This window comes from Streptomyces sp. JL2001 (genome assembly GCF_050917515.1).
In the GTDB taxonomy this organism is placed as follows: Bacteria; Actinomycetota; Actinomycetes; order Streptomycetales; family Streptomycetaceae; genus Streptomyces.
This window is the reverse complement of record NZ_CP169421.1, coordinates 605,802-618,481: the sequence shown is the minus strand read 5'-3', so window position 1 is coordinate 618,481 and position 12,680 is coordinate 605,802. Positions and strand designations below refer to the sequence as shown.

At 72.1% G+C, this 12,680-nt stretch carries 10 protein-coding genes; 4 read left to right on the top strand and 6 right to left on the bottom strand.

Annotated elements, in window-relative coordinates; all coding sequences use genetic code 11:
- The first annotated feature begins 11 nt into the window (after positions 1-11).
- Positions 12-1,475, top strand: coding sequence for an aldehyde dehydrogenase (locus tag ACE1OA_RS02860; RefSeq protein ID WP_432752183.1), 1,464 nt, complete (start codon positions 12-14; stop codon positions 1,473-1,475).
- Between the two features lie 27 nt (positions 1,476-1,502).
- Positions 1,503-2,579 carry a Zn-dependent alcohol dehydrogenase gene (locus tag ACE1OA_RS02855; protein ID WP_432752182.1) on the top strand — a complete coding sequence of 359 codons (1,077 nt, stop codon included), beginning with the start codon at positions 1,503-1,505 and terminating at the stop codon, positions 2,577-2,579.
- A 64-nt stretch (positions 2,580-2,643) separates the two neighbouring features.
- Here ACE1OA_RS02855 and ACE1OA_RS02850 read toward each other — a convergent pair whose 3' ends face one another.
- The 4 genes from ACE1OA_RS02850 to ACE1OA_RS02835 all read right to left on the bottom strand — a co-directional run bounded on the left by ACE1OA_RS02850 (position 2,644) and on the right by ACE1OA_RS02835 (position 6,760).
- Positions 2,644-3,333: an esterase/lipase family protein gene (locus tag ACE1OA_RS02850; RefSeq protein WP_384868505.1), complete on the bottom strand. Its 690-nt coding sequence runs from the start codon at positions 3,331-3,333 to the stop codon at positions 2,644-2,646.
- Positions 3,334-3,595: 262 nt separating this feature from the next.
- Positions 3,596-4,354, bottom strand: coding sequence for a 3-oxoacyl-ACP reductase FabG (fabG, locus tag ACE1OA_RS02845; RefSeq protein WP_432752181.1), 759 nt, complete (start codon positions 4,352-4,354; stop codon positions 3,596-3,598).
- Between the two features lie 40 nt (positions 4,355-4,394).
- Positions 4,395-5,570 carry a thiolase family protein gene (locus tag ACE1OA_RS02840; protein ID WP_432752180.1) on the bottom strand — a complete coding sequence of 392 codons (1,176 nt, stop codon included), beginning with the start codon at positions 5,568-5,570 and terminating at the stop codon, positions 4,395-4,397.
- A gap of 41 nt (positions 5,571-5,611) precedes the next feature.
- Complete coding sequence (locus ACE1OA_RS02835) at positions 5,612-6,760, bottom strand: acyl-CoA dehydrogenase family protein (RefSeq protein ID WP_432752179.1); 1,149 nt, start codon at positions 6,758-6,760, stop codon at positions 5,612-5,614.
- A 266-nt stretch (positions 6,761-7,026) separates the two neighbouring features.
- Between ACE1OA_RS02835 and ACE1OA_RS02830 the strand changes: the two genes are divergently transcribed.
- The gene (locus ACE1OA_RS02830; protein ID WP_432752178.1) at positions 7,027-7,287 is read left to right on the top strand and encodes a hypothetical protein; all 261 of its coding nucleotides are present in this window, start codon (positions 7,027-7,029) and stop codon (positions 7,285-7,287) included.
- A gap of 337 nt (positions 7,288-7,624) precedes the next feature.
- Positions 7,625-8,311, top strand: a complete 687-nt coding sequence (locus tag ACE1OA_RS02825; protein ID WP_386540306.1) for an esterase/lipase family protein — start codon at positions 7,625-7,627, stop codon at positions 8,309-8,311.
- A gap of 688 nt (positions 8,312-8,999) precedes the next feature.
- Here the strand turns inward: ACE1OA_RS02825 and ACE1OA_RS02820 are convergent.
- Together ACE1OA_RS02820 and ACE1OA_RS02815 are read right to left on the bottom strand one after the other, a co-directional pair.
- Positions 9,000-11,936, bottom strand: a complete 2,937-nt coding sequence (locus tag ACE1OA_RS02820) for an ABC transporter permease (protein WP_432752177.1) — start codon at positions 11,934-11,936, stop codon at positions 9,000-9,002.
- Between the two features lie 2 nt (positions 11,937-11,938).
- Positions 11,939-12,676, bottom strand: a complete 738-nt coding sequence (locus ACE1OA_RS02815; RefSeq protein WP_432752176.1) for an ABC transporter ATP-binding protein — start codon at positions 12,674-12,676, stop codon at positions 11,939-11,941.
- Positions 12,677-12,680: the final 4 nt, after the last annotated feature.

The window sequence follows — 12,680 nt, the reverse complement described above, 5'->3', positions numbered from 1 at the left end:
ACAGACGGCACATGGCCGAGATCACCCAGTACGACAGACTCTTCATCGGCGGCCGGTGGGTCGAGCCCGCCGGCGCCGCCACCATCGAGGTCGTGTCGCCCGTGACGCAGCAGGTCGTCGGCCGCGTTCCGCACGCCGACCCGAAGGACGTCGACCGGGCGGTCGCCGCCGCCCGCGACGCCTTCGACCACGGTTCCTGGCCCCGGCTGGCCGTCGCCGAACGGGCCGAGGTCGTCACCCGGATCAAGGACGCCCTGCTCGCCCGCTACCAGGAGATGGCGGAGCTCATCACCCTGCAGAACGGCTCGCCCCTGGGCTTCTCGCTGCGCGGCCAGGCCCTCGCCCCGGTCGGCATCTTCGCCGCCGCGCTCGCCGCCGCCGAGCGACTCACGCTGGAGGAGGAACGGGAGGGGCTCACCGGGCCCGTCCTCGTCCGACGGCAGCCCGTCGGCGTCGTCGCCGCCATCACCCCCTGGAACGTCCCGCAGTTCACCATCGCCGGAAAGCTGGCCCCCGCCCTCCTGGCCGGCTGCACCGTCGTCCTGAAGCCCGCCCCGGAGACTCCGCTCGACGCCTTCCTCCTCGCCGAGATCTGCGAGGAGGCCGGGTTGCCCGAGGGCGTCCTGTCGGTGCTCCCCGCCGACCGGGGGACGAGCTCCTACCTCGCCGCCCATCCCGGCATCGACAAGGTGGCCTTCACCGGCTCCGTCGCGGCGGGCAAGGCGGTCATGGCCGCCGCTGCCCGGAACCTCACCCGGGTGTCCCTGGAGCTCGGCGGAAAGTCCGCCGCCGTCCTCCTGGAGGACGCCGACCTCGACACGGCCCTGCCCGTCGTCGTCGGCGCCACCTGCGCCGCCAACAGCGGCCAGGCGTGCGTCGCCCTCACTCGCGTCCTCGCCCCCGCCTCCCGGTACGACGAGGTCGCCGCCCGGCTCACCGAGGCCTTCCGGGCGCTGAAGGTCGGGGATCCGGCGGACCCCGCCACCGTCGTCGGCCCGATGGTCACCCGCAACCAGCGGCAGCGCGTCCTGGACTACGTCCGTATCGGCCGGGACGAGGGCGCCGAGGTCCTGACCGGCGGCGGGACCCCCGCGGACCGGGAGACCGGGTGGTACGTCGAACCGACCCTGTTCGGCGAGGTCACCAACGACATGCGCATCGCCCGGGAGGAGATCTTCGGGCCCGTCGTCTGCCTCCTGCGGTACGAGACCGAGGAGGACGCGGTCCGGATCGCGAACGACTCCGACTACGGCCTCTCCGGCGCCGTCTTCACCGCCGACGAGGAGCGCGGCGTCCGGTTCGCCCGCCGGGTCCGCACCGGCACCTACTCGGTCAACGGCTTCCGCCTCGACCCCGCCGCCCCCTTCGGCGGCTTCAAGAACTCCGGCATCGGCCGCGAGTTCGGCCCCGAGGGCCTGGCCGGCTACTTCGAGTACCAGAGCGTCCACCTGCCCGTTCCGCCCCGCCGGGGCTGAGCCCCGCCGACCCGAGAAGAGAGAACCATGCGCGCTGCGGTCCTTCGTAAGACCGGCGACGAGACACTGGACGTCGTCGACGCGGAAGCCGTCTCCTTCGGCCCCGGCCGGGTCAGGGTGCGGATGCACCGGGCCGGCCTGTGCCACTCCGACTTGTCGGTCATGACCGGCCTCGTACCGCACCCCACGGCCTGCGTGCTGGGCCACGAGGGCGCCGGCGAGGTCGTCGAGGTCGGTCAGGGCGTCACAAGCGTGAAGGCCGGCGACCGCGTCATCGTCTGCTGGATGCCCCCGTGCGACGCTTGCCCCTCCTGCCGGGCCGGCGAGGGCCACCTGTGCCGCAGCGGGTACCGCAACCTCGCCACCCCCAACTTCCGGGTGGGCGAGGACCCCGTCCCCGGCATGTTCGGCGCGGGCGTCTTCGCCGAGGAGGTCGTGATCGCGGCCAACGCCGCCGTCCCGATCCCGGACGACCTGCCGTACGACATCGCCGCGCTGATCGGCTGCGGCGTCACCACCGGCATCGGCGCCGCGCTCAACACCGCCCGGGTGCGGCCCGGTTCCTCCGTGGCCGTCATCGGACTCGGCGGCGTGGGCATGAGCATCGTCCAGGGCGCGAAGGTCGCCGGCGCCGCGCGTATCCTGGCCGTCGACCCCACGCCCAACCGGCGCGACTGGGCGCTGGGCTTCGGCGCCACCGACACGGCCGCCCCGGAGCAGCTCAAGGACACCGTGAAGCGCCTCACCGGCGGCGTCGGATTCGACTACGCCTTCGAGGCCGTCGGCAGGCCCGCCACCCTCCGGTCCGCCTACGACACCGCACGCAACGGCGGCACCGTCTGCCTCGTCGGCGTCGGCGGGCAGCGGGACCTTCCGGACATCGGCATGGGCGAACTGGTCGGCAGCGAGAAGAAGCTCCTGCCCTCGTTCTACGGTGGCGCCGATGTGCGCCGCACGTACGCGACGATCATCGACCTGTGGCGCGCCGGACGCCTCGACCTGGAGTCGATGATCACCCACCATGTGCCGCTGGACGGCATCGACGAGGCGCTGCGCCAGATGCGCACGGGCGAGGCCCTGCGCACGGTCGTCGACATCGCCTGACCCGCGACGGGAACACGACGAAGCCCTGGTCACGGTGGTGACCAGGGCCTCTCTCATCGGGGCGTCAGGCGACCGCGTTCTGGGTGCGGTCGAAGTTCGGCGGCCAGGCCGCCATGGTGAGGTGGCCGATGCAGCCGGCCCAGATGTTGTTCGCCCCGTCGAGCAGGGCGGTCGCGTCCGGGTTGAGCACCTCGTCGCAGTTCGACCAGATGGCGGTGTAGTTCGTCGGGCCGGGGGTCTCGTCGCCGGAGTTGAGGGCGTTCAGGAACGGGCTGTACATCAGCATGTCCTGGCAGGACGGCTGGACGGGGGCGCAGAACTCGGTCCCGATGCCGCCGTGGTTGCCGCCGGCGATCGAGACGAAGTCGTCGACGTACTGGGTGCCGCCGAGGAACTTCAGGTACCAGCGGACCATCGGCGCGCCCATGGAGTGGGTGACGATGTCGACCTTGGCCGCCCCGGTCTTCGCCCGCAGCGCGGCGACCTCCTGGACCACCTCGGCGGCGCTGGCCTCCAGGTCCTGGAAGGAGTTGTAGTTCATCATCTGCAGCGAGTCGGGGTCCCAGCCCTCACGCTCGAAGTCGGCGATCATGTCGGTCCACGTGGTGGGCCCGTCCATGTAGACGCCGTGGACGAACAGCACGGGGTCGTGGGTGGCGGCCTGCGCGGGGGCCACCGGCAGGGCCACGGCGGCGGCGAGGGTACAGACCGCCGTCACGACGGCGGTGCGGAATCCGGCGAGGAATCTTCTCATGGAGCGGCTCTTCTCCGTACGGTCGAAAGCGGGCGGACAAGGGCCCGGCCCGGTCGGAACGGCGCCGCGGACGACCGGCCTCTCGGGGCCGGACCGCGGCGCGCACCGAGAGGATGCACGGAGCGGAAGAGCGGAATCCAGGGGGTCGGCGCGGGCGGGAGGGGTGCCGGGCCGGTTCTGTGGCCGAGCACAGCACAGCCCGTCACAGCTGTGTGGCCCGGCACATTGCGGTGGGTGTGCACCGCGTGGAACGCACCGGATCTCAGCGTGCGCCACCGTTGATGTACAGGGTCTGCCCGCTGACGTAGGACGCGTCCTCGGAGGCGAGGAAGGCGACCACGGAGGCGACCTCCTCCGGCCGGCCGACGCGCCGCAGCGGGGTGCGCTCGGCGGCGAGCCGCTGGTGCTCCTCGGCGTCGGCGCCGACCCGCGCGGCGGTGGCGGCGGTCATGGCGGTCGCGATGTAGCCGGGGGCGACGGCGTTGACGTTGACGTCGTAGGGCCCGAGTTCGATGGCGAGCGTCGCGGTGAGCCCCTGGATGCCGGCCTTGGCCGCCGCGTAGTTGGCCTGGCCGCGGTTGCCGAGCGCGGAGCGGGAGCTCAGGGAGACGATCTTTCCGTACCGCTGCCGGACCATGTACGTCTGGGCGGCCCGGGAGCAGTTGTAGGCGCTGGTCAGATTGACCGCGAGGACGGTGTCCCAGTCGTCCTTGGGCATCTTGAAGAAGAGGTTGTCGCGGGTGACGCCGGCGTTGTTGACGAGGATGTGGACGGTGCCGAAGTCGGAGGCGACCTGGGCGAAGACCGCCTCGACGGCGTCGAGGTCGGCCACGTCGCAGCCGTAGGCGCGCGCCGTGCCGCCCTGGGCGGTGATGGCGTCGACGGTGGCACGCGCCCGGTCCGCGCTCAGGTCGACGACGGCGACGGCGGCGCCCTCCGCGGCGAGGCGCAGCGCGGTGGCGGCGCCGATGCCCCGCGCGGCGCCGGTGACCACGGCGACCTTGTCGGTGAAACGGCTCATCTGTGCTTCTCCTGAAGGGGGTTGCGGTGAGGGAGGGAGGTCAGTCGCGGTCGACGAGCACGGCGGTGCCCTGGCCGACGCCGACGCACATGGTGGCGAGGCCGTGCCGGTCGCCGGTGCGCCGCATGCGGTGGAGGAGGGTGGTCAGGAGGCGGGCGCCGGAGCCGCCGAGGGGGTGGCCGAGGGCGATCGCGCCGCCCTGGGGGTTCACCCGCTCCGGGTCGATGCCGAGTTCTCGGACGCAGGCGAGGGCCTGGGCGGCGAACGCCTCGTTGAACTCGGCGGTGTCGATGGCGTCGAGGGCGCGCCGGTTGCGGGTGAGGACGCGCTGGACGGCGGGGACGGGGCCGATGCCCATGACGTCGGGGTGGACGCCGGCGCTGGCGCCGGCCACGTACCGGCCGAGGGGTTCCAGGTCCAGCTCGCGCAGCACCTCCTCGCTCACGAGGAGGAGGGCGGCGGCTCCGTCGTTCATGGGGGAGGCGTTGCCGGCGGTGACGGTGCCGTCGGGCCGGAAGACGGGCTTGAGGGCGGCCAGCTTCACCGCGGTGGTGTCGGGCCGGATCGACTCGTCGTGGGCGACGACGGTGCCGTCGGCGAGGGCGACGGGCACGATCTCGGCGTCGAAGAGGCCGTCCTTCCGCGCGGCGGCGGCGAGCCGGTGGCTGCGCAGGGCGAAGGCGTCCTGGTCCTCGCGGCTGACGCCGTACCGGGCGGCGACCTCCTCGGCGGTCTCCCCCATGGAAAGCACGCCGTGGAGTCCCTTCATCCGCGGGTTGGTCATGCGCCAGCCGAGCTTGGTGTCGTGGATCTCCTGCTCCTGGTCGGGGCGGGGGAGCACGAAGGGGGCGCGGCTCATGGACTCGGAACCGCCCGCCAGGACGACGTCGGCCTCGCCGGAGGCGATGGCGCGGGCGGCGGTGGTGACGGCCTCCAGACCGGAGGCGCAGAGCCGGTTGAGGGTGGCGCCGGGGACGGTGTCGGGCAGCCCGGCGAGCAGCAGGGCCATCCGGGCCACGTTGCGGTTGTCCTCGCCCGACTGGTTGGCGGCGCCCCAGTAGACGTCGTCGACGCGGGCGGGGTCGAGCGCGGGGACGGCGTCGAGGACGGCGCGGACGGCGGTGGCGGCGAGGTCGTCGGGGCGTACGGAGGACAGCGCGCCGCGCAGGCGGCCGATGGGGGTGCGCCGGGCGGCGGCGAAGTACACGGGTCGCACGGTCAGGACTCCAGGAGGCGAGAGGGCGGGGGAGGGAGGGGTCAGAAGGCGTTGACGCCGGTCAGGGCGCGGCCGATGAGCAGCTTCTGGATCTGGCTGGTGCCTTCGTAGAGAGTCATCACGCGCGCGTCGCGCACGTACTTGCCGACGGGGTACTCGTCGACGAAGCCGTAGCCGCCGAAGACCTGGAGGGCGGTGTTGGCGGCCTTGACCGCGGCCTCGGAGGCGTACAGCTTGGCGACGGAGGACTCGGTCTGGAACGACTCGCCCCGGTCGATCAGGTCGGCCACGCGCCACACCAGCAGCCGGGCGGCGTCGAGCTCGACCTTGATGTCGGTGAGCATCTCCTGGACCAGCTGGTGCGCGGCGATCGGCGTGCCGAACTGCTCGCGCTGCCCGGCGTACGCGACCGCCGCGTCCAGCGACGCCTGGACGATGCCGACGCAGCCGGCCGCCACCGACATCCGTCCCTTGGCGAGCGCCGACATGGCCACCGCGAAGCCCTTCCCCTCGGGTCCGAGCAGCGCGGAGGCGGCCACGCGGACGCCCTCGAAGACCAGCTCGGCCGTGGGCTGTCCGCGCAGGCCCAGCTTCCCGTGGACCGGGGTGCGTGTCAGGCCGGGGGAGTCCGTGGGCACGAGGAAGGCGCTCACGCCCCGGTGACCCGGCTCGCCGGTGCGGGCGAAGACCAGGGCGACCTCGGCCCAGGTGCCGTTGGTGATGAACATCTTGGAGCCGTCGATGACGTAGTCGTCGCCGTCGCGGACCGCCCGGGTGGTGAGGTTCCCGGCGTCCGACCCGGTGCCGGGCTCGGTGAGCGCGAAGCAGCCGAGCGCCTCGCCGGACGTCAGCCGGGGCAGCCAGCGCCGCTTCTGCTCCTCGGTGCCCCAGTGATGGACCGACTTGGCCACGAGCCCGAGGGAGACCGAGACCAGGCCGCGCACGGCGGAGTCGCCGCGCCCCAGTTCCTCCAGGACCAGGGCGTAGGCGAGGTGGTCGCCGCCGGAGCCCCCGTACTCCTCGGGAAGGGTCAGGCCGAGGAAGCCCAGCGCGCCCAGCTTCTTCACGATGCCGGGGTCGACCTCCTCGGCGCGGTCCCACGCGGTGGCGTGGGGGACGATCTCGCGGTTCACGAAGTCCGCGGCGAGGGCGCGGACGGCGGTCTGTTCTTCCGAAAGCTGGAGGTCCACAACTCGTTCCTTAAAACTAGCAGTGCAAGTTTTAAGGACTCTAGCCGTCGGAGCGCAGGACCGGTCAAGGCATCCTCCGTGTGCTGTGGCCCACCCGGCGCCGGGCGGGGAAGCCGGCCCGGGCCCACCCAGGGGGTTCCCCGGCAGCGTCACTGCCGGCCCCGGACTCGCGGCGTCGCGCCTCGGCACATGGGGCGCTGAGCACGACGGTCCACGCGGCCTGGACGTTCCGCTCGTCGGCCACGCCGACCACGGAGCGGCTGCCGATGCCGATCCCGGACGTGACCCTGAAGGGCATCTCGCTGTACGGCACGGTCCGCGCGGGCACGGCCGTCCCCGTGGCGATCTCCTTCCGCGACACCGACGGACGGCCCGTCGAGCCGGCCACGGCGAAGCTGGAGGTGTCCTTCGACGGAGGCGCGACCTGGTCCGTCCCGGCCACCGCCGCACTGCGCCACGGCACGCTCGGCGCGACGCTGTCCCTCGGTCGCCGACGCGCGGAGCCTGTCGCTGCGCCACAGCGGTGAGGAGGCCCGGGGCAACAAGGTCGACCAGACCGTCATCGACGCGGCCCTGATCCGCTGACCCGCCGGGGACGGAGCAACCCCGTGCCCGGGTCGGTCCCACGACCGCCCGGGCGCGGGCGTGCCCCCTCCGCGGCCCACCGGTCAAGGGGCGCGCCCACACTCGTGACGGGGATGACCGTGTGACGGAAAACAGACCCTCCGCGCGCTCGCCCGGAGCCGTGCCCGACACCTTGGACCGGCGGCCGCGGCGTGCCAGCCTTCTTCGCGGCGGCACCGACAGCGCCGGTTCCCGGGCCGGGTGCCCGCCCCCCTTTCCCTCACGAAGGAGAGCCGTAGCATGCGCAAGCTCCTCGTCAGAGCACGGACGGCCGTCGTGGCCGCCGTGTGCGCACTGGCCGCCGCGGTGCTGCCCGCCGCCCCGGCGCAGGCCGCCACCCACGACCCGGTCCTCTTCATCCACGGCGTCTGGACGGACGGCACCATCTCCTGGACCGACATGGTCAACAGGTTCGAGGCCGCGGGCTGGGACCCCGACGCGCTCCAGGTCATGGACTACAACACCTTCCAGGGCCTGGAGGCCAGCGCCGCCGAGGTGGTCCAGGAGGTCGCCGCGCTGCGGGCGAAGACCGGGGCGGCCAAGGTCGACATCGTCACCCACTCCATGGGCGCGCCGATGGCGCGGTGGTACCTGAAGTTCCTCGGCGGCACCCAGTACGTCGACGACTTCGTCTCGATCGCCGGCGGCAACCACGGCGGCATCGGCACGGAGCTCTGCGCCCCCGTCCAGCCGTCCTGCCAGGACATGCTGATGTACAGCCCGTTCCTCAAGGCCCTCAACTCCGGCGACGAGACCCCCGGTCCCACCACGTACACCGCGCTCTGGTCCAGCTGCGACGAGTTCCTCAACCCCGACTGGACCGCGCTCCTCGACGGGGCGAACAACATCTGGTCCGGCTGCGTCGGGCACGCCTCGATGGTCTTCTGGCCGCCGAACATCGACCGCGTCCAGGCGGCCGTCGCCTGACCCGGACGCTGCCCGGCGCCACCCCGCGGGGGCGGCGCCGGGCAGTACCGCGACGGCCACGCGGCCTGCGCCACGGAACCAGCCGCGCTCGCTCCGGGAGCGGACCCACCGGATGGCCGGGGCCGTCACCCGGACGCGGCCCCTGGAAGAAGCCGAGCTTCTTCGGCGAGTAGCTCACCAGCAGGTTCTTCGAGTGCTGGTGGTGCACGGCCCATACCTGTGATGACCAGGCAAAACGATTGCCTTGGTGATCTTTCCTTGGGACTTGGTCCGGGTATGGCCCGGATCTTGGATCAACGGAATGTGGGAAAGTGATCCTTGCTCACGAAGAAGATGACAACGAAGAAGCGGGGCACCGCCGTCAGCGTGTACGCGCCACGTGGACGGGGAGCTGGGGCGCGGGGAGCCGGCGGGGCTGCTTTGGTGGCGGGAGGCGGGCCGGTGACGGGCGCAGGGGTTCGGCGGCCGCGCTGGCGGCAGCAGAGCCTCCGCCGGTCCTCGGGGTTTCTGCGGACCCCTTGCTCGGCTGCCGCTACGGGGAGCACCGGGATTGGGCGGCGATCGACGCCTGGGCGCACGACATCGCACGGGACCTCGACGCGTGACGAGGGCCGTGCGCGGGGAAGTGGATCTCGCGACGACGGTGCCTCACCACCAGGGTCGGCTCTGGGCCGTCCTGGGCTGTTCGTCATTCGGTGACGCGGACCGCGAGTGCCGGGCGGACGGCGGCCGCGCGCCGGGCCGGCCCGATCGTGGCCAGGAGCGACGCGGCGAAGGTGGCTGCCGCCAGGCCGCCGATACTCGTCCATTCGACCGGGAAACCTCCTTCGAGGCCCTCGAAGGCGGCGCTGTTGCTGTACATCAGCCAGGTGGTGAGTACGCCCAGCAGTGAGCCGAGCACGATGCCCTCCACGGCGACGAAGCTGCTCTCCCACAGGAAGGATCGTTGGACAGTCCGTGCCCGGAAGCCGAGGGCTCGCAGGATGCCGATGGTGCGGCGGCGTTCGCGTACGGCTCGGACCATGACGACGCCGAGGCCGGTGATGCCGACGCCGAGGCCCAGGGCGAGGAAGCCCTGCATGAGGCGGAAGAAGGCGGTGCTGGAGTCGAACTGTTGGCGGATGTCCGACTCGATGGGGGTGGCGACCAGGCTGGCCGAGAGTTGCTCGCCCTGCAGTCGGGTCGCCAGGGCGTCGGGGGAGGTTCCGGGGCTGGTTCTCACCAGAGCGGAGGCGTTCTGTGCCTGGGCTCCGAAGAGCTCGCGCGTCGCCTGCTCGCTCATCACGACGGGGTAGGTGGTCGAACTGGCGCCGGTGCCCGGGTAGAAGACCAGTCCGTTGCTGAGCACGCCGGCGATGACCTTCTGTTCGCTGCGGCCCGTCCGGGGATCCGTCAGGGTGAGGGTGGCGCCGGGGTCGTAGTAGTCGCCGGCCGGACCGCCGGTGCTGCCGAAGAAGGCGTCGAGCACGACGTAGCGCGGGTCGGACGCGAGAGCCCGCCACACCGCCGCGTCGTCCGCCAGGCCGGGCAGACGCTCCCTGAACGTGATGCCGGTGATCGCCCCGTCGGGCACCCCGACGGCCGCGATGTCGAGAGGCTGGGCGCTGCGGTGCCCCGGGTCGGTGGCCCTGCCCGTGGCGTTGATCAGAGGTGTCACGGCGGAGAACCTGGCAGCCGAGGGACCGGCCCGCAGCTCGGCGACGAGTCGCTCGCCGGCGACCTGGGGGTTGTAGTCCAGCCGCAGGGAGTATCCGGCGGTGGCATCGGCCACGACGCCGTCGACGCCGGCACGCAGAGTGCCCGAGATCTCGGTCAGGAGCACGAGGACGAACACGATGAGGGTGTACATCACCAGTGTCGCGCCGGTCCTGAATCGCTTGGCCAGCGGGTAGGCGATCGCGAGCCGGGCCGCGAGGCCGCCCTCCGTCGGGCGCTGGAGCAGGCGCCGCGCGGGGCGCAGCAGCGTCTTCTGGTTGTCGCTGACGAGCACCACGGCGGAGAAGGCGGCCAAGGCGCCCTGGATGACGTACACGGACATGGAGGGGGCGTCGAAGATACGGGGCCGCAGGACGGGCGCCAGGAGCGTCCAGGCGAGAACGGCTCCCGCGACCGAGGTGGTGACCGTGTGGCGCGGGAGGACCCGGAGCAGCGCCGGAGCGGCGAAGGCGAGCGCGAGTGCCGGCATGAGGTACGTCGCGTCGGGCTGGCTGCGCGCCACGGCCGGGACGGCCACGAGCGCGCAAAGGGCGGCCAGGGTGGTGGACACCACGAGCAGCCGGCGGCGTGGCCCTTGTCCGGGCGTGGCGGGGAGGTCGCGGATCGCGGCGATGATGTTGAACCTGCTGATGCGCACGCTGGTCGCGAGGATCGCGGCGAAGGCGATGAGCAGACCCATGGCCAGTCCGTTGAGGATGCTGGTGGGGGTGATGGCGAACGCGATGCGGATGCTGCTGCCGCCGACCGACCAGCCCTGGAAGATCTCCGCGGCCACCACGGCGACGCCCCAGCCGACGGCGACCCCGATGGCAACGCCGGGCAGCGCGGACAGCAACGCGTAGGTCGCGCCTTCGAGGGTGAAGGACCCGACGAGCCGCGAGCGCTTCATTCCCACGGCCCGCACCATGCCCATCTGGGACTTCCGCTCCTCGCCGAGCATCACGAAGATGTTCACCAGGAGCAGGGCGCCCGCGATGATGCTGAAACTGCCGATCATGAGGAACAGGGCTCCGAGGGAGTCCCCGGCTTGTTTGGCGTCCCGCAGCACCGTGTGTTTCGGCGTCTCGATCGCTGTCTGGCCGGCGAGCGGGCCCAGAGTCTTCCGGATGTCGGCGGTCACCCGGTCGGTCAGGGCTTCGCCGCTTTCGACGCCGCCTCGATTGGACACGAAGGTGACCGAGCGCGGCTCCGCTCCGGCGGTCCGGGCGGCGGAGTCCAGGGCCTCCGGTGGCAGGAACACGTCGCGGTTCAGCCTGCCGCCCAGTCCCACACCGGCCAGGCCCTGCTCCGGCACCACGCGTTCGACCCGATAGGTCTGCGGTGTCCCGAACAGATACACCGTGACCGGGTCACCGGCGCCCACGCCCAGGGACTGGGCAAGCGGCTCGTTGACCACGATCTGGCCGGGTTTCGGGTTCGGTCCGCCGAGACCGGAGTCGCCACCTGCCGCGCCGAAGCGTGACGCCTCGTCGAAGTCCATCTGCCAGGCCAGGACGCGCGGTTCGGCGGCTGTGCGGCCGTCGGCGGTGGTGACGGCCGATGCCTGGGTGGCCCGGACGCTCAGGACTCCGTCGACGTCGGGATCGCCGGCCAGGGCGGCCAGCCGCTCGGTGACCCCGCGCCCGGTCGGCCCAGGGGGTGCGACGACGCGCTCGTCCACCGGTCCCAGCGTTCGGTACGCCTCCTGCCGTACAGAGAAGTTCAGCGTGTCGCCCACGACCAGGGCTCCGATGACGATGGCCGTACCGAGCATCGATCCGCCGATCACCAACGCCGCCTCGGTGCGTCGACGAGCGACCTGCCGGAAGGCCAGCCGCCGTGACACCGGCTGCCGGACGGCGACCACCACGAGGGCCGTGAGGGCGAGCGCGAGGGCGGTGAGCAGCGGGATGAGGAGGTTCGGGTACATGGTCAGCCCATGGGGACGTCGCGGGTTGCGGCCGGGGCGGTGACGGTCTGGCGGACGTCGTCGACCAGTTGCCCGTCACGCATCCGGATCAGTCGGGGGACGCGGGCGCCGATGGCGCTGTCATGGGTGACCAGGACGATCGTCTGGCCCTCGTCCTGGTTGAGCTCGCACAGCAGGTCCATGACCTGGTCGGCCATCGAGCTGTCGAGGTTGCCGGTGGGTTCGTCCGCCCACACGATGGCCGGGCGTCCGGCCAGGGCACGGGCGATGGTCACCCGCTGTTGTTCACCGCCGGACATCTCGCTCGGCCGGTGCTCGACCCGGTGGCCGAGGCCCACCCGGTCGAGCATGTCCAGCGCCCTGCGACGCGCTTCACGCGGCTGGGTGCCCACGAGCAGCAGGGGCAGTTCGACGTTCTCCACCGCGGAGAAGACCGGTATGAGGTTGAACGCCTGGAACACGAAGCCCATGGTGTGTGCCCGGTGCTCCGTGCGCGCCGCGTCCGACATGGCGAACAGGTCGTGGCCGTCGACCTCCACCCGGCCGCCGTCGATGTCGTCGAGCCCCGAAAGACAGTTCAACAGCGTGGTCTTTCCGGAGCCGGACGGTCCCATGACGCCCACCATCTCCCCGTGGCGCACGAGGAGATCCAGGTCGAGCAGGGCGGTGACCTCCACGGAGCCCGTCCGGTAGATCTTCCGTACCCCGGTGGCGACAAGGAGTGCCCGGTCTGTGTTCATGCTT

What these genes read in the sequence shown, in the direction of transcription:
- ACE1OA_RS02860 (WP_432752183.1), top strand. Translation starts at nt 12, where the DNA reads ATGGCCGAGATCACCCAGTACGACAGACTCTTCATCGGCGGCCGGTGG.
- ACE1OA_RS02855 (WP_432752182.1), top strand. Translation starts at nt 1,503, where the DNA reads ATGCGCGCTGCGGTCCTTCGTAAGACCGGCGACGAGACACTGGACGTC.
- ACE1OA_RS02850 (WP_384868505.1), bottom strand. Translation starts at nt 3,333, where the DNA reads ATGAGAAGATTCCTCGCCGGATTCCGCACCGCCGTCGTGACGGCGGTC.
- fabG (WP_432752181.1), bottom strand. Translation starts at nt 4,354, where the DNA reads ATGAGCCGTTTCACCGACAAGGTCGCCGTGGTCACCGGCGCCGCGCGG.
- ACE1OA_RS02830 (WP_432752178.1), top strand. Translation starts at nt 7,027, where the DNA reads ATGCCGATCCCGGACGTGACCCTGAAGGGCATCTCGCTGTACGGCACG.
- ACE1OA_RS02825 (WP_386540306.1), top strand. Translation starts at nt 7,625, where the DNA reads ATGCGCAAGCTCCTCGTCAGAGCACGGACGGCCGTCGTGGCCGCCGTG.
- ACE1OA_RS02820 (WP_432752177.1), bottom strand. Translation starts at nt 11,936, where the DNA reads ATGTACCCGAACCTCCTCATCCCGCTGCTCACCGCCCTCGCGCTCGCC.
- ACE1OA_RS02815 (WP_432752176.1), bottom strand. Translation starts at nt 12,676, where the DNA reads ATGAACACAGACCGGGCACTCCTTGTCGCCACCGGGGTACGGAAGATC.